Annotated in this window: 17 protein-coding genes and 1 other RNA gene; 16 read left to right on the top strand and 2 right to left on the bottom strand. The window is 47.0% G+C overall.

All coding sequences use genetic code 11. The features are described 5' to 3' along the window. The first annotated feature begins 22 nt into the window (after window positions 1–22). The 7 genes from eno (at window position 23) to A3844_RS11525 (ending at window position 8,405) form a co-directional block, all read left to right on the top strand. Entirely contained in the window at window positions 23–1,309 is a 1,287-nt protein-coding gene (gene eno / locus A3844_RS11555) for a phosphopyruvate hydratase (RefSeq protein ID WP_036726271.1), read from the top strand. Window positions 1,310–1,483: 174 nt separating this feature from the next. After that, entirely contained in the window at window positions 1,484–1,717 is a 234-nt protein-coding gene (secG, locus tag A3844_RS11550; RefSeq protein WP_074088735.1) for a preprotein translocase subunit SecG, read from the top strand. Window positions 1,718–2,058: 341 nt separating this feature from the next. Then, a complete protein-coding gene (gene rnr, locus A3844_RS11545; protein WP_074107503.1) occupies window positions 2,059–4,935 on the top strand; it encodes a ribonuclease R in 2,877 nt (958 codons plus the stop codon). Window positions 4,936–5,190: 255 nt separating this feature from the next. Continuing rightward, entirely contained in the window at window positions 5,191–5,670 is a 480-nt protein-coding gene (gene smpB / locus A3844_RS11540; protein ID WP_074088737.1) for an SsrA-binding protein SmpB, read from the top strand. A gap of 195 nt (window positions 5,671–5,865) precedes the next feature. Then, window positions 5,866–6,230: a transfer-messenger RNA gene (gene ssrA / locus A3844_RS11535) on the top strand. A 222-nt stretch (window positions 6,231–6,452) separates the two neighbouring features. Then, window positions 6,453–7,415 carry an amidohydrolase family protein gene (locus A3844_RS11530; RefSeq protein ID WP_208619418.1) on the top strand — a complete coding sequence of 321 codons (963 nt, stop codon included), beginning with the start codon at window positions 6,453–6,455 and terminating at the stop codon, window positions 7,413–7,415. Between the two features lie 309 nt (window positions 7,416–7,724). Next, on the top strand, window positions 7,725–8,405 hold the full coding sequence (locus A3844_RS11525) for a hypothetical protein (protein ID WP_074107484.1): 681 nt from the start codon (window positions 7,725–7,727) through the stop codon (window positions 8,403–8,405). Window positions 8,406–8,564: 159 nt separating this feature from the next. Here the strand turns inward: A3844_RS11525 and A3844_RS11520 are convergent, their stop codons facing one another. After that, window positions 8,565–9,686, bottom strand: coding sequence for a DEAD/DEAH box helicase (locus A3844_RS11520; protein ID WP_244169753.1), 1,122 nt, complete (start codon window positions 9,684–9,686; stop codon window positions 8,565–8,567). On the opposite strand from A3844_RS11520, the gene A3844_RS32765 reads away from it, so the two are divergent. The 4 genes from A3844_RS32765 to A3844_RS11505 all read left to right on the top strand — a co-directional run bounded on the left by A3844_RS32765 (window position 9,661) and on the right by A3844_RS11505 (window position 11,851). Continuing rightward, the gene (locus tag A3844_RS32765) at window positions 9,661–9,828 is read left to right on the top strand and encodes a hypothetical protein (protein ID WP_167374669.1); all 168 of its coding nucleotides are present in this window, start codon (window positions 9,661–9,663) and stop codon (window positions 9,826–9,828) included. The two genes, A3844_RS11520 and A3844_RS32765, sit on opposite strands and share 26 nt — an antisense overlap. 84 nt (window positions 9,829–9,912) lie before the next feature. Next, window positions 9,913–10,110, top strand: coding sequence for a hypothetical protein (locus A3844_RS11515; RefSeq protein ID WP_038693014.1), 198 nt, complete (start codon window positions 9,913–9,915; stop codon window positions 10,108–10,110). A 13-nt stretch (window positions 10,111–10,123) separates the two neighbouring features. Continuing rightward, window positions 10,124–10,681, top strand: a complete 558-nt coding sequence (locus A3844_RS11510; RefSeq protein WP_244169752.1) for an ATPase — start codon at window positions 10,124–10,126, stop codon at window positions 10,679–10,681. A 606-nt stretch (window positions 10,682–11,287) separates the two neighbouring features. Beyond that, window positions 11,288–11,851: an RBBP9/YdeN family alpha/beta hydrolase gene (locus A3844_RS11505; RefSeq protein WP_074107483.1), complete on the top strand. Its 564-nt coding sequence runs from the start codon at window positions 11,288–11,290 to the stop codon at window positions 11,849–11,851. Window positions 11,852–12,065: 214 nt separating this feature from the next. Here the strand turns inward: A3844_RS11505 and A3844_RS11500 are convergent, their stop codons facing one another. Continuing rightward, a complete protein-coding gene (locus A3844_RS11500) occupies window positions 12,066–14,447 on the bottom strand; it encodes a glycoside hydrolase family 94 protein (RefSeq protein ID WP_074107482.1) in 2,382 nt (793 codons plus the stop codon). Between the two features lie 389 nt (window positions 14,448–14,836). On the opposite strand from A3844_RS11500, the gene A3844_RS11490 reads away from it, so the two are divergent. The 5 genes from A3844_RS11490 (at window position 14,837) to A3844_RS11470 (ending at window position 20,483) form a co-directional block, all read left to right on the top strand. Continuing rightward, window positions 14,837–17,425: a fibronectin type III domain-containing protein gene (locus A3844_RS11490; protein ID WP_083606812.1), complete on the top strand. Its 2,589-nt coding sequence runs from the start codon at window positions 14,837–14,839 to the stop codon at window positions 17,423–17,425. Window positions 17,426–17,823: 398 nt separating this feature from the next. Beyond that, window positions 17,824–18,177 carry a nitrous oxide-stimulated promoter family protein gene (locus A3844_RS11485; RefSeq protein WP_074107481.1) on the top strand — a complete coding sequence of 118 codons (354 nt, stop codon included), beginning with the start codon at window positions 17,824–17,826 and terminating at the stop codon, window positions 18,175–18,177. A 102-nt stretch (window positions 18,178–18,279) separates the two neighbouring features. After that, window positions 18,280–18,999, top strand: coding sequence for an ABC transporter ATP-binding protein (locus tag A3844_RS11480; protein WP_074107480.1), 720 nt, complete (start codon window positions 18,280–18,282; stop codon window positions 18,997–18,999). After that, window positions 18,996–19,730 (top strand): ABC transporter permease, encoded by a 735-nt coding sequence (locus A3844_RS11475; protein ID WP_074107479.1) that lies wholly within the window; start codon window positions 18,996–18,998, stop codon window positions 19,728–19,730. The genes A3844_RS11480 and A3844_RS11475 overlap by 4 nt, the downstream gene beginning before the upstream one ends. A gap of 9 nt (window positions 19,731–19,739) precedes the next feature. Next, entirely contained in the window at window positions 19,740–20,483 is a 744-nt protein-coding gene (locus A3844_RS11470) for a MerR family transcriptional regulator (protein ID WP_074107478.1), read from the top strand. Window positions 20,484–20,543 lie beyond the last annotated feature (60 nt).

The following is a 20,543-nucleotide window of genomic DNA, read 5'->3' as shown; positions in this document are numbered from 1 at the left end:
TGTTAAAAGGAGATTAACTTAAATGACTATTATTTCTGATGTATATGCTCGCGAAGTCCTTGACTCCCGCGGTAACCCTACTGTTGAGGTTGATGTTTATCTGGAATCCGGCGCTAAAGGCCGCGCTATCGTTCCTTCCGGCGCTTCCACAGGCGCTCATGAAGCTGTAGAGCTTCGTGACGGCGATAAATCCCGTTACATGGGCAAAGGCGTTCTGAAAGCTGTTGAGAACGTAAATGAAATTATCGCTCCAGAAGTAATCGGTATGGACGCTCTTGACCAAGTGGGCATCGACAAATTGATGATCACTTTGGACGGAACTCCTAACAAAGGTAAGCTGGGCGCTAACGCAATCCTGGCAGTGTCCATGGCCGTAGCCCGCGCTGCAGCAACAGCTTTGGATATTCCTTTGTACGTATATCTGGGCGGATTCAACGCTAAAACTCTTCCAGTACCAATGATGAACATCATCAACGGTGGTGAGCATGCTGACAACAACATCGACGTTCAAGAGTTCATGGTTCTTCCTGTAGGTGCACCAAGCTTCAAAGAAGCTCTTCGTACAGGCGCAGAAATCTTCCACAACCTGAAATCCGTATTGCAATCCAAAGGCCTGAACACAGCTGTAGGCGACGAAGGCGGCTTCGCACCAAACCTTGGTTCGAATGAAGAAGCAATCACTACAATCATCGAAGCTATCGAAAAAGCCGGTTACAAACCAGGCGTTGACGTATTCCTCGGTATGGACGTTGCTTCCACTGAGTTCTACAAAGACGGTAAATACACACTTGCCGGCGAAGGTAAATCTTACACTTCCGCTGAGTATGTTGACCTTCTTGCTTCATGGGTTGAAAAATATCCAATCATCACAATCGAAGACGGTATGTCCGAAGATGACTGGGATGGCTGGAAATTGCTTACTGAAAAATTGGGCGACAAAGTCCAATTGGTTGGTGACGACTTGTTCGTTACTAACACTGAGCGTCTGGCAACAGGTATCGAAAAAGGTATCGGTAACTCCATCCTGGTTAAAGTTAACCAAATTGGTACATTGACTGAAACTTTCGATGCTATCGAAATGGCTAAACGTGCTGGTTACACAGCAGTTATCTCCCACCGTTCCGGTGAATCCGAAGACAGCACAATTGCTGACATCGCTGTTGCAACTAACGCTGGTCAGATCAAAACAGGTGCTCCTTCCCGTACAGACCGTGTTGCTAAATACAACCAGTTGCTTCGCATCGAAGATGAACTGGGTGAATTGGCTCAATACAACGGCCTGAAATCCTTCTACAACCTCAAAAGATAATTCCTTTTGAGCAAAGTATATAGAGCCTGCCGGATTCGGCAGGCTTTTTTTGCCTATCTGTACTCAATTGGTTGTATTCGCATCTTGGCTATGATAAAATTAAAATGCTGTTTATGAAACGTGAATCCCAAATTAGCATAGATAGTGATGCTTGGACGTAGGAGGTGGAAGTGAATGGATATCTTTTTGAAAGTAGTGCTCCTGATTTTTTCCGTCGGTCTGATTGCGGTCGTTCTTCTGCAAAAAGGGAAAAGCGCAGGTCTTTCCGGTGCCATCTCCGGCGGTGCTGAGCATCTCTTCGGTAAAACAAAAGCACGCGGTATGGAGCTCGTACTGCAGCGTGTAACGGTTGGACTGGCAGCAGGATTTTTCATTATGTCGATCCTTGTGGCCGTTCTGGTAGACTAGATTACTAACAGCAAGCCTTCACTCTGTTCTCTATAGAATGGGGCGGAGGCTTTTTTGTTACGTATACGATTAAAGGGGCCCCGCAAAGTACCTGAGTAAGCTTCATGCCCAGGTCTGCTTTGTGGGGTTGTTTTGGAATATACAAGTTTTGCGGTTGAGAAAATTTTGTGCTGTGTTAACCGTCGGTTGATCATAAAAGGGATGCCGGGGATTGATTTCGTGTATACTAGGGTATGAGTATATAAAGGTAAAATTTACTGGAATACACACAGGCAATAGAGGACAAGACATACATATATGCCAGCGGCATAAGAATGCTGCGGAGGGCCGAGGTGACGAAATTGATAACACAGGAACAATTACTGGATTTCATGCGGGAGACCGCTTATAAACCGCTCACATATGACGAACTGGTGAGCCATTTCGCGATAGAGGAGAGCGAGTCGTTCAAAGCATTCGAGGATTTGCTGCTCTTGCTGGAGCAGGATGGAAGAATGATTCTGACCCGCAATGCCCGTTATGGGGTGCCTGAGCGCATGGATATGGTACGCGGACGTGTGCAGGCACACGCGAAGGGGTTTGCTTTTCTCATCCCCGATGACCGCGATCATCCCGATATCTATATCAATGCCAATGACCTGAAAGGTGCGATGAACGGCGATATCGTTCTGGTTCGCATTACATCACGTAGTCCGTCTGGCGGGCGTATGGAAGGCGAAGTCGTGCGGATCGTCAAAAGAGGGGTACTGCAGACCGTCGGTGTGTTCCAGAGCCTGGAGACGTATGGCTTTGTGCTGCCGGATGACAAGCGGATTAACCGGGATATTTTTATTCCGAAGCAGTCCTTCAAAGGTGCGGTTGACGGTGAGAAGGTTGTAGTCCGTATTGTGAATTACCCGGAGGGCCGCGCAGCGGCTGAGGGGGAAATCATTGAGATTCTGGGGCATAAGGATGACCCGGGTGTGGACATTCTGTCGGTGATCCGTAAGCATCAGCTGCCGGAGGCTTTTCCGGGTGAAGTGATGCATGAAGCGGAGCAGGCCCCGGATTCGATTACCGAGGACGAGATCATCCAGCAGGGACGCCGCGATCTGCGCGGTCTGAACATTGTCACCATCGACGGTGCGGACGCCAAGGATTTGGATGATGCGGTGAACGTGTCTCGTCTGGAGAATGGGCACTACAAGCTGGGTGTGCATATCGCGGACGTTGGTTATTACGTACGTGAAGGCTCTGAGCTGGACAAAGAAGCTTATGACCGCGGCTGTAGCGTGTATCTGGTCGACCGGGTGATTCCGATGCTGCCTCATCGCTTGTCGAATGGTATCTGCAGTCTGAATCCCAAGGTGGACCGGCTGACGATGTCCTGTGAGATGGAATTCGACGAGCATATGAAGGTCGTGAAGCATGATGTCTTTACGAGCGTGATCCGCACCAAAGAGAGAATGACGTATTCCGATGTCCGCAAAATCGTCGAAGACGAAGATCCCGAGCTGCTGGAGCGCTACAGTCCGCTGATCGACGACTTCCGTCTGATGAAAGAACTAGCGATGAAGCTGCGGGGTGCCCGGATGCGGCGTGGGGCGGTCGATTTCGACTTTGAAGAGAGCAAGATTATCGTTGATGAGAGCGGCAAGGCTATAGATATCGTGAAACGCGAGCGGTCCGTGGCTGAGCAGATCATCGAGGAATTCATGCTGGCGGCCAATGAGACTGTGGCTGAACATTTCCACTGGCTGAAGGTGCCATTCCTATACCGAATTCACGAAGATCCGGACCCGGAGAAGCTGCAGAACTTCATGGCCTTCGCGGCGAACTTTGGCTATCATGTCAAAGGCCGGGGCAATTCCGTACATCCACGCGCCCTTCAGGATCTGTTAGAACAGATTCAAGGAACGAAGGAGCAGACCGTCATCAGTACCATGATGTTGCGCTCTATGAAGCAGGCGAAGTATGATGCGGAGAGCACAGGCCATTTCGGGCTGGCAGCCGAGTTTTACTCCCATTTCACATCACCGATCCGCCGTTATCCGGATCTTGTCATTCACCGCGTCATGCGTGAGGTCATCGAGAATGGCGGGGCGCTCACAGAGAAGCGTCATGAATATCTCGCCAGCCGGATGCCGGAAATCGCCCAGCAATCTTCGGAACGCGAGCGTGTAGCCGTAGAAGCTGAGCGCGATACGGAACAGTTGAAGAAGGCCGAGTACATGCAGGACAAGGTTGGCGAGGAATTCGATGCCATGGTCAGCAGTGTCACCAGCTTCGGAATGTTCATCGAGCTGGAAAATACCGTCGAAGGCCTGATCCGCCTCAGCGCGCTTAGCGATGATTACTATCACTTCGACGAAGGCCATATGGCGCTCATCGGGGAGCGCACCTCGAAGGTGTTCCGCATTGGCGACGAGGTAAAGATTCGTGTCGCCAAGGTCAACATGGACGACCATACGATCGACTTCGAGCTGGTCGACATGAAGCCGCGCGCCGCGGGCGAGCACCGCAGCTATGGCGGGCGTGGCGGCAAGGGCGGCCGAGCGGGCGGCGGCGGCTTCGCCAAGCCGCTTGGTGGCAAAGCCGGCGGCGGCAAGGGGCGCGCCGCAGGTAAAGGGAAGCCCGGCAGCGCTGGCGGCGCGGGCAAGGGCAAAACCGGCGGCGCAGCGCACGCCGGCAAGGGCAAGCCCGGCGCGGTAGCTCGCGCCGGGGAAGGGCCGCGCGCAGCGGAAGAAGCCAGCGGCGGTGCGCCGGCTGGCGGACGCAGCAAGCGCGGCGGCGGTCCGGCAGAGGCCGCGCGCCGGGCGTTCGCGGCCGTGAACCGCGGCGAGGCTGGCGGGACCAGCGCGCCGCGTGAGCGGGACCGCAGCGGCGGGCGTGGCCGCGGCGGAGAGGCCGGAGGCGGTGCCGGGGGACGCGGCATCAGCTTCGGCTTCGGCTCCGGCAAGGGCGGTTACGGCGCCCCTTCCGGCGGAGCAGAGCAGGGTAGCGAGCTGCGCGGCGTGGACGCCAGCACGCGGTTCCGCAGCCGCGAGGATCTCGGCAGCGGGCCAGCGGCCGAGGGCCGCAGCAGCGGCGGCGAAGGCAAGAGCCGCCGCAAGAAGAAAAAGAAGGGTGGCGTCTTTATTAGCCCTTCCGTGACACCGGGCAACGTGGAGCAGAGCGACAAAAGCGGCAGTCCTGAGGGCAGTGGCCGCCGCAAGAAAAAGAAAAAAACGCAAGAGTAAGCTGAATACGATATAAGGCGCTGCTTCCTGTGTGAGGAGGCAGCGCTTTTTTTAAAGATAAGTATTGATATGCTTCGCACAACTAATGATCCTTAGTACTATTTGTTCCATTAGCGTTCTTGGTACAATCGTCTGATCTGTGTCAGCACAGGAGAGGATCATCCTTCCTTGCGTTCGTGGGATTGCTTTTGATACAATATAGATCTGACATTTGACTCCGTGCAAACGGGAAATTCGATTCAAGGGGTGACTTTCATGGGTAAAAAAGCAGACGGGAAAGTGCTCGCCCAGAACAAAAAAGCTTCCCATGATTATTTTATCGAGGACACTTATGAAGCTGGCTTAGTGCTGACCGGTACGGAAATCAAGTCGCTGCGGAATGGCCGCGCTAACATTGGCGATGCTTTTGCTACCATTCGGAACGGCGAGATTCATGTGCACAACATGCACATCAGCCCTTTTGAACAGGGGAACCGTAATAACCCGACGGACCCGACACGCACACGCAAGCTGCTGATGCATAAGGTGCAGATTAGCAAGCTGCTCGGTCTGTCCAAGCAGGATGGCTACTCGATTGTGCCGCTGAAGGTGTATGTGCGCAATGGCTACGCGAAGCTGCTAATCGGCCTAGGTAAGGGGAAGAAGCAATACGACAAACGCGACACCGCCGCCAAAAAAGACGCTCAACGCGACATCGCGCGTGCGCTGCGTGAGAAACAAAAGATCGCCAGATAGGCCGATGGTGCGGCTCTTCCTGGAGTTCCAGATCTACCCTTCAATTCCTTTAACCCACGTGTTAAAGTGTTGATATGTGTGCTATACTGTGTAAGTAAGATTTTTGCTTCGTGACAGTCCTCTAACCTTAGAGGCTGTGGATTGGATCTCTCTTGCTAGAAGATCCGCTTAATCCGAAGCGCCCTTTTCTAATGAGGGGCCGTTCTTGGATTCGACGGGGGTAGTTCGAGCATGAGCAGCGAGTAGTGGGGACGCGTCCGCTTCATCAACGCTAAAGCCTATTAAACGGCAAACAACAAAACAACTACGCTTTCGCAGCTTAATAACCTGTGTGCGTGCTTCTACCCTGCATCGCCCATGTGACAGGGATAGGGGCTAACAAGTAGTGGGATACGCTGTCTGGTCTCCGCCTGGGGTCAGCAGAAGAAGATAATCAGGCTGACCCAACGTATAGCCGGTTACGGGGCGATACTCGGGTGACATCAAAACTGTAACTACACTCGTAGAAACTTATGTGCCGTTATCTTCGGACAGGGGTTCGACTCCCCTCGGCTCCATATGGAGTAAAGTAGAAGACACCTTAATGGGTGTCTTTTTTCATGTTTTTGGGAGTTATTCAAGGGTATGTGGTGGTTACAGAGCCTCGGCAACACGGGGTGCTGACTCATCAAGAGATATACCCCGATGAATATCGCTCGACCGGCAAAGTGCATTGACAGTGATTTCATGGTGTGGGAATATTGGCTATATATCATTCCAATATCTTGAAGGAGTTGTTAAGGTTGTCAGCTGATCTTGAGCAGTTCTCTATAAAACAAACTTTTATGGATAGCTTGATGAATGAATCTCTATCGAATTTACAAGCCATTCCGAAAAGCGATTTGCATAACCACGCGGGACGTGGAGGGACGATTCAATATATTGGCGAATGGGCTAACGTTAGAATTCAACCGCCCTCAGAACCCTTTCAATCATTGCTTGGAATGCAAAGCTGGTTTGTTGAACATGTGAAATGCCATTGTCCCGGTATCCAAGGCTATTTGAAACGAATTGAAGCTTCCTTTGTTCAGGCGGCTGAAGATCACATAGAGAGATTGGTATTAAGCTTCGGAATAGACGAGATTGATACTTTGGGAGGAATGGAGCTATTTTCACAAATAATTGACGATCTTCATCGCGTTTTTGCTCCCAAAACACAGTTTCTACCGGAACTAGCCTTGGATCGGGCCTGCAATATCGATGAAATTTATGGACGGATCGAAGAAATATTGGCTTTCGGGTGGTTCCGGTCTATAGATATCTGCGGTGATGAATTTGCTCAGCCTATTACATACTTCAAGTCCATCTACAGAGCCGCAAAATCTGCGGGTCTAGTTTTAAAAGCTCATGTGGGGGAATTCGGAACTGCTGATGATGTAAGGGAGGCCGTTGAAGAGTTAGGGCTCCAAGAGGTTCATCATGGGATCGCGGCAGCCCGCTCACCTCAGATTATGAGGTGGTTGTCCGATCAACATATTCAATTGAATGTCTGTCCAACAAGCAATATTATGCTTAGTGTGGTGGAGAATTACGGTAGCCATCCAATTCGCAAGCTTTATAATTTTGGAATCCCGGTGACGATTAATACGGATGATTTGCTGATTTTTAATCAAAGCGTATCTCAAGAGTATATGAATTTGTACAAATCCGGATTATTAACCGCGGAGGAGCTAAATGAAATCCGTCTGACAGGTCTTAAAGAGTAACAACTGGTTAAGAGATTTTAACTACACTCGTAGAAGCGTTATCTTCGGACAGGGGTTCGACTCCCCTCAGTTGCTAGAACCCTTGTACATATAAAACCACAATATTTAAGTGGCATGGACAGGGGGTCAGTAAGGGCGCAAATCAAAGTACTGTCAGTAACGTTTGAAATGGCGCGATTGATGGTAATTTTATTTTTGGAAGTTCTATCACCGTGATGAGAGTGTCTTTCATTTCGTGTTTCCCAAGTATATTAATCTTCTATTTTGCTAATTATAGTAGAGAGGATCAATAGATTTGGGGGGATGAATGTGTTATTGACGACTCTTGAGAAGGAAAGCAATGCTCAACTGACCGACTTCAAGAAATTAATTAGTGAAAAGGTTCAGCAAGGGAAACTACTTTCAGTTCTCCAATTACTAATGAAGATAACTCGTGGTTTAACGGAAGAAGATGCCGAAGATTTTCGAAATGAATTTATCGGAGATCTCATGGAACTGTTGAAAGATGCTTGTGATAGTGTTTTGAAATGCAGAAATTGTTGCACTGTTTTTCGCTTTAGACACTGTAAAAATCCTCGGGATCATCAAAATGATGAGATTCATGCAATTGAATTAACTTGTGAAGGATGCGGCGATTACTTTACTTTTGCCGAGGATCGAGAGCGTGTTTCTTATTTTAACTTCAATGTTTTGAAAAAAGTCGATAATTTAAGAAGAAGAGGCCGAGGATTAGCCATTAAGGTAACACTTGGAGGTCTGGTTGAACCAGCCTTGTTAAAGGTTAATAACGGTGAATGGCCTGTTGTATGGATAGATGCTTACCAAATTTTCAAAGCGGAAGATGTTCAAGTGTATTGGGAACGAGCTAAAGCAATTATAAAACGAATAAAACTAAATACATCAAATGGTGATAAATGTTTCAGGGTTGATGATGGTGTTGTTTATTCGTTAACAACTCAGACAGTAATCGTTCCTCAAGAGGCTGGTTGAATCTTAGGCCACCTCCCCATACAACCTCAACATCACGCGGCGGCGAATTGTGGATTTATCAAGCCACGCTTCAGTTTCAAGAATCCCTTTCCCAGCAAGGAATTAAGGCCCTCTTGGGGAAAGGGGTTCAACACGCCTATTCTTTTCTTAAGCACTTTCCTACAACTCCGCTCCCTTATATCCCATCTTCCGATAACCCTTTACTCTTTTCTTGAACATCGCCATCAACATAGGGACCTGCAGATCAATATAATCATATATTTTCACTTCTTCTTTATTGATGTGACTTCGGTGCAGGCGGCCTGCATATTGCTGCAAGGTACCTGACCAAGAGATCGGATGGACGAGGAACAAGGTATCCAGTCTGGCGTCATCGAAGCCCTCTCCGATCAGCTTGCCGGTAGCAATAACTACTCGCTCCTGATCTTCTGGAATAGAAGCAATTTGGGCGCGTAAAGCTTCTCGTTGCTTCTTCCCCATTCCGCCTCTAAGCACAATTACGTTTTTGGCAAAGGCATGTAATCTCTTTGCAAAATATTCAGCATGAGCGGTCCGTTCAACCAGTAGCAGCGGAGAGCGGCCTTCATCCAGGCAGGTTAGCAAATCGTCAAAAATAAGTGTATTACGCTCCTCGTTGTCTACAAGCTGCTGATAGATGTCCTGAATTCCGGAAGTTTGTTCTCCAGGCTTGATCTGAAAGTGAGTATAACGGGGGACCACCCTTAATGAAAATCCTCTGGAGTTGCTTAAGCTTTTGGCATCCACCTTCAATAACACAGGTCCAAGCTGGAACCGTACAATGGCTTCCTGTCCGTCTTGCCGTTTAGGTGTGGCCGTTAAGCCAAATACATACTTTGCTTTGACTTCCCGCAGAACCTGTTCGAAGCTGTAGGCGGATACATGGTGGCATTCGTCTACAATGACTTGGCCGTATTCACTTACAAAGGGCTTAACATTCCCTTTATAGTTGAGGCTCTGAATGACGGCAATGTCGATAATGCCGGTTCGTTTGTTTTTGCCGCCGCCGATCAATCCGATTGCCTGCTGTGAGACTTCGAGAAAAGTTTGCAAACGCTCCTGCCATTGTTCCATTAGCTCCCGGCGATGCACCAGAATAAGAGTGTTTGTCTTTCTTGAAGCGATGATGCTGGCTGCTACAACAGTTTTACCAAATGCGGTTGCCGCTGAGAGAACGCCTATGTCCCGGCTTAGAACCGCTCGGGCTGCTGTATCCTGAAGAGTGGTAAGCGTACCGGTGAACTCAAAGTATATTGTGGACAATCAATTGGAAGACAAGTTTGTAGATCGATGCAACGAATTAATGCAGAGCAGTCAGGATATTGGCTGGGGTTTTGGAGATGGGATGATGGAGTTGTATAGCGATTATTTAGGACACGTGGATGAAGAGGAAGACCTTGAGTAGCGTATACGGACGAATTATTTAACCATAAGGATTGTGTTATAATATTATAAAATAAATTCGAAATTCGAGCGAGGTGCTATCCTAATGCTGCCCCAAAGAGAAGAATTGCAACGGTTATTGAAAAAGGCCAATCAGCATGCAGTCGCAGAGGCCAAAAAGGCTGGAGCCTCCATTTATTATATAAAAGACGGCAAACGGATACGTGAAGATGCCACTGGGCAAAAATTCGAGATTACTTACGATGTAGCCGGAAATCGCACTGAGCTTGTTAGTCATGACTGATTGGGAGTCTGTAATGACGGTTTTTGCTGGTACTAATGGGGCCGGGAAAAGCACAATCAGCTTTCAAATGAGGGATTATGTTGGAACCATTGTTGATCCTGACCAGATTGCCAAAAGGATGAACCCGGAAGATCCCAGAAGTGCAGACCTGTCTGCCGGACGGGAAGCTGTAAAGCAAATAAGGGAATTAATCGGGCGAAAAGAAAATTTTGCTATAGAAACTACTCTGTCGGGAAGTTTTGTTTTACGTCATATGAAGACAGCTAAGGAACAAGGTTATAAAGTCGTCATGTATTATATTGGTTTGCAGGATGTGCAAATGCATATTGACCGGGTAGCTTCAAGAGTGGAGCAGGGAGGGCACTGGATTGCGGAAGAAGATATCCGGTGGAGATATGGACAATCTTTAAGTAACCTCAAGCCTGCTTTGGAGATTTCAGATGAAGTCACTATGATCGACAACACCAGTGAACCTGAGGTTGTGGCAGAAATCAAACGTTCACAAATCAGCTTTTGTAGACAAGAGATTCCTACGTGGGCTAGGGGAGCTTTGGCATTGTACTTGTATTAAGTTGGTCCAAATTAGGGCCAGTTATGCGAGAGCAAGGGATTTGTAACGTCTTTGCTAACCGGCAACTGCGTACAATTCCAACAGCACCCCCCGCCGAAATGTGGCTCTGCACGTCCACCCCTCGACTCCATATGGAGTATCAGTGAAGACACCTTAACCGGTGTCTTTTTTCATTTTAGCGGCTGTTTTGGACTAGTCGTGGCGGTTGATTAAGCTTACTATGATGTGGTTTTTGAGGCTTACGGTTAATAGATACAGCGGGTTTCACTGAGCCTATACGGAGACGGGAGGCTTTGGCCGTCACGTAAACAGTGATAATTACCTTCGGCGATGAGAATTGTGCCGATCTCAATCCCCTTCTCGGTAGCCATTTCTTGTTCAATTATGGCTACTTTATTTATTAGTTCACTGACTGGGTTAAAGTTAAGTTGGGGGAGAGGCCACTTGTGTACATGTCATGAGCATCTACTCATGTAAAATATGAATTATTTCAATTTGCTTTACTGTATAATGACATTTATCTAAAACAAGAAGAATACAAGGTTTAGCAGAATCGAGAAGGATGCAATCATAATTTTATACGACTATTGTGGAGGTATGGTTATCATGAGTAGAAGTTTTCTTCTTTTGTATGGAGTCGGCGGCAGTGGACCCGATCATTGGCAAAGATGGTTACAGCAAGAGCTGGTGAAGCAAGGTGAACAAGTCTATTTTCCTGATTTTCCAGACAAGGATCAGCCAGATAAGGATGTTTGGCTTGACTATTTATCTTCTGTTCTTGAAGAAATTCCGCAGGAGGAAGAAGTAATCGTTGTAGCTCACAGTTTAGCGTGCATTATGTGGTTTCACTATGCGACTTCACATCCGAAACGAAAAATTCAGCGAGCGATTCTGGTGGCACCGCCTTCGCCATTTTTGAAATATGAGCCTGTGATGACGTTTTTCCCTGTACCGGAGAACTTGGCTGAGATTGCAACGGTGGCGGAAAAGGCACTGTTTGTTTTATCCTCAACAGACCCTTATTGTTCGGTAGAAGATGTTTCTCAATATTTAGATTTAGGGGTCCCTTGCGTTATGTTGCCTAAAATGGGTCACATCAACGTAGAAGCGGGCTACGGTCCATGGCCGTGGATTCTCAATGTGTGCTTAAACCAGCAAGTTACACTATGAAAGAGTGGACGAACAAGGTCCTTAATGATCAGTGATTCTGATCAAGAGGTTATAGCTCAACATTGCAAAAACTATGTAAAAAACGAAATATAAAGTCAGTGACCAAACTGATCCAATAATACAAACAGCGGCAACCCTGGACGCGAGAACAAAGTCCTGGACTGCCGCTGTTTTTTTAACTATAAGGGCACTTGTTTATCCTTATTAAAAGGTCTTACCCCATGATAACCCGTACGGTGTTTTCTGCCTGCATTTTGGTGAGAGGAATTAGGTTACCTTGAATTTGCTCACCGTTAATGACGATATGGGTAACTCCTTTTTGTACGCTGTTCTTGTTCTCCACCTGAATGTTCAGCTTCAATCCCCGGAATTCCCGCACCATGGAGAAGTCTGTCCAGTCGGAGGGCACGCACGGATTGATCCGAAGGCCATCGATCTGCGGTTGTACTCCCATGATGCCCTCCACTAGAGAGACCATCACGGTCGAGGCAGTTCCGGTGAGCCAGTGGACATGTGCCCGGCCTTGATAGGGGCTATCTTTAGACTCAACGAACTGACCATGTACGTAAGGCTCAAGTTTGCGGATTTCGGCTTTATCGTTCATGCTAGCCGGGCTGCAGTTCAAGAAATACTCGAACGCACGTTCACCGTTGCCGATCATCGTTTCCGCCAGAATGAGCCATCCCTGCGGCTGGCTAAAGATGCCGGCATTTTCTTTGGTTGACGGGTTGAAAAGGGCCATCAGTGCTACGGGCAAACCATATTTCCGGAATGGCGGATAGAATAGCATGGTGCCATAATCGGTACGCAGATTCTCGTACACTTTGTCCATGGAGAGCTTCGCCTGATCCGGGCGGGCGGCACCGCTTAGTACGGACCAGCTTTGCGGATTCAGCCAGATTTTTGCCTCATCGTTCTCCCAGGAGCCGATCGTATAGTTATCCTCTGTAAAGCCGCGGACAAATTGATCATTCTCCCAAGCATGCTTCTGAATGTTTTCATCGAGCTCATCGAGCAGGCACTGTGCCCACACTACGTCGTCAGGCTTGCTTTTATTTTGTGCGATTTCAATGAAAACTTTGAAGGCCATGTACAGTTGGAAGGCGACGAATAGTGACTCTCCCTTAGCTCCAAGACGCAGACAATCGTTCCAGTCCGCATGAAGACCGACCGGCATACCGTGGGCACCCATTCGATCCAGGCTGAATTGAAGGGCTTGGCGCAGATGCTCGTAAACCGTGGCTTCGCCTTGGTTTGAATAGGGAATCACTTCATCCGTGAAGTCCCAGTTACCGCTTTCATTCAAATACTTGATGGTGGTCGGGAATAGCCATAAGGCATCGTCGGCACGATAATGAGGATGACCGGTCTCACGCACGTATTCCGGATCGTCGGGCGTGCCCTCATGTCCGGGGTTATGGTTAAATTTTACGAGCGGCAGACCGCCGCCGTTGGAGACCTGAGCCGAGATCATCAGCCGCAGACGCTCAAGAGCCATCTCATGGTCCAGATGAATGATGCCTTGAATATCCTGCACGGTATCCCGATAGCCGAGTCCGTTACGCAGACCGGAGTATTGGAAGGAGGCCGCACGTGACCAGATGAAAGTGATGAAGCATTGATATGCATTCCAAGTGTTGATCATGTTGTTGAGATTTTCGCTTGGCGTCTGGACCTGAAAACGGTTAAGCTTGCTGTGCCAGAATGTCTTCAGCTCTTCGAGCTCCTTGTCAACAACGGACAAATCTTTATAATGGCTAAGAATTTCGGACGCGCCTTTCTCGTCATACTGTCCGAGGAGATATACAATTTCCTTCTCTTCTCCTGGCTGCAAATCCACGTTGATCTGCAGGGCACCGCAGGCATTGGTGTTATAGTTCAGCGAATTGGCACATTGGCCCTTTTCCACGGAGGACGGATTGCCGTAACTGCGGTAATCGCCGAGAAATGTATCCCGGTCGCCATCGTAGGCGGTTACCTCCGCACCTGCAGCGCCGAAAAATCTCCAGCTTTGCTCCTCGGGTGTGTTTTCGTTGATCACTTGCAGAATCTTATTGTTGTTGTAATAGGTCCGTGAAATGAACAAAGTGTATTGAAGGTTCACGGTATCCTGTTCGTAATTGTTATCGTTGGTGAATTCGACAAATCCGAAGAGTGCCAGCTTCCGGGCCTTGGAGCCATCATTGCGGACCTTCATGCGCCATACTTCGTAGGATCTGTTCAGCGGCACGTAATATAATGATTCTGTATGAATGTTGTCATAATCCGAGACGATGTTCGTGTATCCGGTTCCATGATGGCACACAGATTTGTACTGTTCCAGATCCTTGCCCACCGGCTGCCAGGAGCCGGACCAATAATCCCCGTTCTCCAGATCTCTCACGTAAATGTAGCGTCCCGGTTCGTCCTTGGAGTTGAAGTGGTACCTTATATGCCGCCCGTTTGCTCCAGATTTTACAAAGCTATAGCCTCCTGCGTTGCCAGAAATGATGGCGCCGTATTCCGGCGATCCTAGGTAGTTCGCCCAAGGTGCAGGGGTATTCGGTTTTGTAATGAGATATTCTTTATTCTTTTCATCAAAATAACCATATTGCATAACCATTCCTCCTATTAAAGTGGTTAACTGGCCCTTTGTAAACGCGCGTTCACAAATGGGTATAATATCCAATCCCAATTTTATTATAAGATAGTTTCAGTTAGTCTATAACCCCATATTTAAGAAAAAAACAACAAAATATTGAGTCTTTTTCTAGCTTAATACACCCTTCCACTTCAGATGAATATTGCTATCTCTCTTGCCTATGGTGCTATGGTGATCTACCAAACATTTTATTTTTTGATATACGTATTTTATAAGGATTTTATTGGGATTATCTGATAAAATCACTTTATGTCGAATTATGGAGAATCTTATGTGGGAGAGCAGGATGCCTCATAAAGAAGACCATTATCATTGAAAACTAGAAGGGTGAGTGAAAGAGGTATATGATTAAAAGAAGTATGGTTTTGTTATTGGCATTATTTATTCTTGCAGGAACGATTCCTGTGTATGCAGGCGCCAGCAGCACTAACTTAGCATTAAATAAAACAGCAACAGCCAGTAGTGTATGGGGTGGCTATGCTTATGCAAGCTATGCAGTTGACGGCAATTCAGGATCGGAATGGGGACCGGCAAATACAAGTACACCTCCTTGGCTTAAGGTTGACTTAGGTTCAGTAACACAATTTAATAAGTACGCTGTAGAAACATTGACTAGTCGGTACAATAGCGCGATCAAGCTTGAAATAAGCAATGATGATTTAACGTGGGCAGAAGTAGATACAGTGTCCGGAAATACGAATGTTAAGCTCTCTAGAACATTACCTCAACCTGTCAGTGCACGATATGTGAAGGTAACGATTACAGCGTGGTCACTTTTCCCGGATATTACTGAGTTTGCATTGTACTCCGATATTCCGTCAGCGCCAACTGGATTAACGGCTACAGCAGGAGACAGCCAAGTGACGTTGAACTGGAGCGGCGTATCGAATGCAACGAGCTATGACGTCTATCAAGGATCTGCACCAGGTGTATATGACGTCACTCCGGTAGCCAATCTCACTGGAACAACTGCAACAATTGCAGGACTGACGAACGGGGAAACCTATTATTTTGCGGTTAAATCTAGTAAAAATAACGTCAATAGTGCTTACTCAAATGAAGTCAGTGCTATTCCGCAGATGCCAGCCCCGGCAGCACCGACAGGACTCACGGTGACAGCAGGTGATGGACAAGCGACATTAAGCTGGAATGGTGCTCAAGGAGCAGCCGATTACGCTCTGTACTCGCGAACTGCTGGGGATTCCTATGATCATACCCCAGTAGCAACAGTGAGTGGTGCAACCTACACCTACACGGTAACAGGCCTGACCAACGGAACAACGTACAATTTCGTTGTCAAGGCAACCAATGCCGGAGGCTCAAGCGGTAGCTCAAATGAAGTCAGTGCTATTCCGCAGATGCCAGCCCCGGCAGCACCAACAGGACTTGCGGCGGCAGCCGGTGATGGACAAGCGACACTAAGCTGGAATGGTGCTCAAGGAGCAGCCGGCTACGCTCTGTACTCGCGAACTGCTGGGGATTCCTACGATCCTACCCCTGTAGCAACAGTGAGTGGTGCAACCTACACCTACACGGTAACAGGCCTGACCAACGGAACAACGTATAAATTCGTTGTCAAGGCAAGCAACCCTGGAGGTTCAAGCGGTAGCTCAAATGAAGTCAGCGCAACGCCGCAAGTTCCAGTGCCAGGAGCACCTGTACTACTGCCTGTTACGGCGAGTAATTCGAAAGTAAGCCTTACTTGGAATTCAATTGACGGCTCCACAGGTTATAAAATTTACAAAAGTACGACTTCCGGGGCTTATGGAGCGGAAGAAGCTACGGTAAGCAGTTCAACATACAGCTATGATGTAACAGGGTTGGAAAATGGTACCCCTTACTATTTTGTTGTTAAGGCAACGAATCCGGGGGGAGACAGTGCTGCTTCCAATGAAGTGAGTGCAATACCTGTCACCGTTCCAGCATCTCCAACAAATGTGTCGGCAACAGCTGGCAATGGGCAAGCTACGATTAGCTTCGATATACCGTCAGTTAATGGAGGCAGTCCGATAACGAATTATGAAGTTATATCCTCGCCGGGAAATATCTCGGCAGTGGGCACAGCAAGTCCGATTACGGTAGAGGGACTGACCAACGGAGTCACATATACCTTTACGGTGAAGGCGGTAAATGCTCTGGGTAGTGGTACAGCCTCTGCAGCTTCCAATGCTGTGGCGCTAGTCGTGCCACCCAGTGAACCAACACCAAAACCAACAGTAATACCGACACCGACACCGACACCGACACCGACAGTAACACCAACACCAGCTGATAATGCATTCAACAGCAGTATTATTGATGAAGTGGGCTTAGTTTCAGCTATCGGGTCTAAGGTAGCAGAGGCTATCAAAGCGGGTGTTAAGAATGATTTGGCTGATAGTAAAGGACACTGGGCCGAAAAGACAATAGATACTTTCGTAAATCTTAATTTTATCCGCGGCTATGAGAACGGACAGTTTAAGCCTAATGGCAATATCACACGTGCGGAGTTCGCAATGCTTATCTCCCGGGTATTTGATATGAGCGCTACTACTGGCCATTCAGTTGCTGTGAGTGATATTAGCAGTCATTGGGCAAAAGAAGCGATTGAAGAGCTGGTTGGTGCAGGGGTTCTTAGTGGTTATGGAGACGGAACATTCCGGCCGAACCAAGCGATCAGCCGTGAAGAAATAGCTGTTCTTGTATCACGTATTGTAAACTTGAGTGATGTGAACAAAGATGATTCCAGGGGCAATTTTACGGATTTATCCAATGCAAGCTCCTATGCTGCCCAAGCCATTAAGGATATAGCTAAAGCGGGTATTGTCAATGGGATGAACGATGGTACCTTTAATCCTCATGGTAAGGCTACACGTGCGGAAGCAATAACGATTATTCTGAATACATTATCCCTTAATCCACAGATTAAGGATCTCTTAGATTCATTGAACTAACACTTATCGAAGGGCCGTGAATTGTGAGTTTTCTTATTCACGGTTCGGCTCCTATGATGTATGAGAAAAAGCGACCTTCATTGGTCGCTTTTTTGTATGGGTACGCCCAGCATGGGCAAAAGCCGTTATCCTCATTCAGTAGTAGGATTTAGTTCAAGCGAGGAATTCATTCAACAAAACGGTGAAGTGAGATTTTAGAGTTACGCCCATAGTGAAATCGTTCTGCTAAAATAGGATCATATAAATCAAGTGAGGTTGATCGAAATGGAAAAGGTACGAAACGTCCGCTACGGTTCTCGAAATCAGATAACGGCCAAGTGGAGAGACACTGTTCCGCTCACTATGTATAGTTGCTAAATCTCGAGCAGCCCAATTAAAAGTCAAGGAGGCTTCATTATATGAGAACAGAAGCAGAGCAGCAGTTGAACGATGGCCCTAAAATCCGCAAAGAAAAAGTTATTGTTTCAAAAATGATCCGTATATATTGTAAGAAAAAACATCATAAAAAAGAGCTCTGTGGCGAATGTCAGAACTTAAATGAGTATGCTATGAAAAGACTATCCCACTGCAAATTCGGTGAAGAGAAAACGGCTTGTGCGAAGTGTTCTATTCATTGTTATACACCGGTTTACCGTCAAAAAATCAAGGAGGTTATGCGTTTTTCAGGTCCATGGATGCTGCTGTATCATCCGTTAGAGTCGATAAGGCATATCCCAATACCGGATAAGTTAAGAAAATCAATTTCACGATAGCTATCTTAGCAAGTTGCGTGGTTTTCAAACCCTCCAGTAAGACACCACCCCATAGACCATTTGTTATACTGACGTCCTAAGACTTATTTAGGAGGTTAGAACATGGTATTACAGGTTAGAAATTTAACCGTTACTTACGGTCAGAAAAAGGCTGTCGATCTCATTAGCTTTGAAGTAAAGCCGGGGCAAGCCTTTGGATTACTAGGTGCGAACGGGGCAGGGAAATCTTCAACCATTGCTGCAGTGCTTGGTATTGAAAAGAGCACTTTTGATGAGCTTGTTATCATTGGTAAGTCACCAATACGCAATCGAAAGGAGATATTTGAACAAGTAGGGGTGCAGTTTCAAGAAACCAATTTCCAAGATAAGCTAACCGTTTCCGACGCATGTGAACAATGGCGATCACTCTATAAAACAACGGCTGACTTACCTGCTTTACTACAAACCTTTGGGCTGGCAGATAAGGAACAGCAACTGGTTAAATTACTTTCTGGTGGGGAGCGACAGCGGCTGGCCGTACTCCTTGCCCTAATTCCAGAACCGAAACTAGTGTTTTTGGATGAACTGACAACAGGGCTTGATACAAAGGCACGTCGTATGCTGTGGAAGCAGCTCGCAACAATGAAGGAAAATGGTTTGGCGATTGTATTAACATCTCATTACATGGATGAGGTTGAAGCATTATGTGATGAGATATTAATTTTGCGGGAGGGTCAAACCGTTTTTCATGGAACTATTCAGGAAGCGTTAGTCGTTAGCGGGAAAACAACGCTCGAAGACGCATATTTATTTTTGGCCGGCGAGGAGGAATACTGGGGATGAGCACAATGTTTACGCTCTTGAAAATAGAAGGTAAGCTGGTATGGAAAGGCATTGATATTTTAATTTTCGGTATATGCTTTCCGGTCATTTTGGCGGCTTTGTTTGGTTACGTGCTTAGTAAAGATGCATCGGCAGGTTCATCTAATTTTGAATTATCTTACGCAGCCGTTATCACTATTGGTGTGCTTGCAACGGGCGTAATGGGGCTACCATTAACCATTGCTGATTACCGGCATCGGGGGATTCTGAAACGGTTCCAAGTGACACCGGTATCACCTTTACAGATTTTATTCGCCCAAGGTATCATTCAGCTTTCCTCTGCCCTTGTTTCATTTACGGGTGTTACTCTCGTATATTATTTATTTTTTGATTATCAAATAGTAGGCTCCTGGCTTATATTTTTGAGCGTGTATGCCTTTGTTATTTTAGCCATGTACAGTATTGGCACTTTAATTGGCAGTGTCGTACCTGATCAAAAAGCAGCTAATATGTGGAGTTCTATTGCGTACTTTACGATGTTATTGTTCTCAGGTGCGACCATTCCATATGAAGTGATGCCACGCTTCGTTCAATGGATAATGGATATATTACCCCTGTCACATGGGATTCATTTATTAAAGCTGGTAAGTACAGGAAAAGAAACCGAGGGGATGACAGTGCCATTTTTGATTCTAGGCATTGTTACTGTGATCAGCTTGATTGGGTCATTCAAATTTTTTAAGTGGAAGTAGGGTTGTGGGATGTACCAAACCAAAGAAATTGCAGCAATTGTCGGGGTACATCCCAATACTGTACGGATTTATGAAGAATGGGGATATATCTCTGCTGTTCCGAGAGGTGTGAATGGCTACCGTATTTATTCCGACTTGCATTTATTTCAACTAAAAATAGCTAGAATCGCTTTTCGTTGTGAAATTGTTCAAGGGCTCATTCGGGCAAAGGCTAGAGCCATAGTTGAAGCTAGCGGTAAAGCAGATTTTACTCAAGCACTAGAACATGCACAAGCCTATTTGTCCCATCTAGAAAAGGAATATAACCGGGCGCTAGAAGCTATTGAACTTTCGGAGCAGTGGATATGTGGAATAAAGTCTACACCTACTCACACGTATACACGCAAAGAGACTGCTCGGGTTCTGGATCTCTCCACTGAAGTGATTCGAAATTGGGAACGCAATGGATTAATAACAGTCCATAGACTTTCCAATGGCTCCCGGGCATATACAGAAAATGAAATAAAACGATTGAAAATTATTCGGACCTTAAGGACGGCACATTATTCGATAAGTTCAATCCTTCGGTTGATGAATCAAGCAGAGAACATGAGGTGGACTAATCTTAATATTAAGAAAGTGCTCGACACACCAGAAGATCATGAAGACATTATTTCAGTGACAGATCGATTAGTCTATTCATTGGAACAAGCCATTGAGTCTGCAAAGGAGCTTATAAAGATACTAAGGGCGAAACTGAACGTAGAGATATGACATTGTAATCATGAATCTCACGAGATGCACGCCCCCAAGACAATCGAGGAGAACGGCAAG

Source organism: Paenibacillus helianthi, assembly GCF_001909055.1.
Taxonomy (GTDB): domain Bacteria; phylum Bacillota; class Bacilli; order Paenibacillales; family Paenibacillaceae; genus Paenibacillus_AQ; species Paenibacillus_AQ helianthi.
Note: the sequence above shows the minus strand (reverse complement) of the source record. Positions and strands in the feature narration are given on the sequence as shown.